Origin of the sequence: Streptomyces olivochromogenes (assembly GCF_021538895.1) — a bacterium.
Classification (GTDB): Bacteria; Actinomycetota; Actinomycetes; order Streptomycetales; family Streptomycetaceae; genus Streptomyces; species Streptomyces olivochromogenes_A.
Map to the genome: position 1 here is coordinate 1 of NZ_JADDRL010000276.1, position 601 is coordinate 601.

Genomic DNA, 601 nt, shown 5'->3' on the forward strand with positions numbered 1-601 from the left:
ACGGACGCCGCGCGACAGCGCCGCGTCGATCGGCAGCCGCACCTGCCCGCCCCGGTGACCGGGCTGGGCGGGACGCGGGCGGTCGATGGGCAGGGCCAGTTCCTCCGGCATCCCGGCCAGCGCCGAACGCCAGAACCCGAGCCCGGCCCGCTCCGACTCCGCCTGGTCCCGCTGCCACAGCGCGAAGTCGGCGTACTGGACCGGGAGCGGAGCGAACTCCGGTACCGCACCCCGTGCCCTCGCCTCGTACGCCGTGGACAGATCCGCCAGCAGCGGGGCCATCGACCAACCGTCCGTGGCGATGTGGTGCATCACCAGCACCAGCGTGACCTCGTCGCCGTCCCCGTCGCCGTCGTGCTCGATCAGCTCCGCGTGGAACGGGAGATCCGTCTCCAGGTGGAACAAGTGCCCGCACACCCGGGCCACTTCGGCGTCCCGCTCCTCGGTCCGGCAGATCGTGACGGTCAGGTCCACCCGGGTCGCGTCGACCGGCAGGACCCGCTGCACCGGCTCCCCGTCGGCCTCGACGAACACCGTCCGCAGCGACTCGTGCCGGCCCACGACATCACCCAGCGCCGCCTCAAGCGCCGTGCGGTCCAAT

Annotated in this window: 1 protein-coding gene; it reads right to left on the bottom strand. The window is 73.0% G+C overall.

Annotated features, from left to right (window positions below):
- The coding region (locus IPZ69_RS46790) for a condensation domain-containing protein (protein WP_235461024.1) at positions 1-601 on the bottom strand (601 nt) is incomplete at both ends.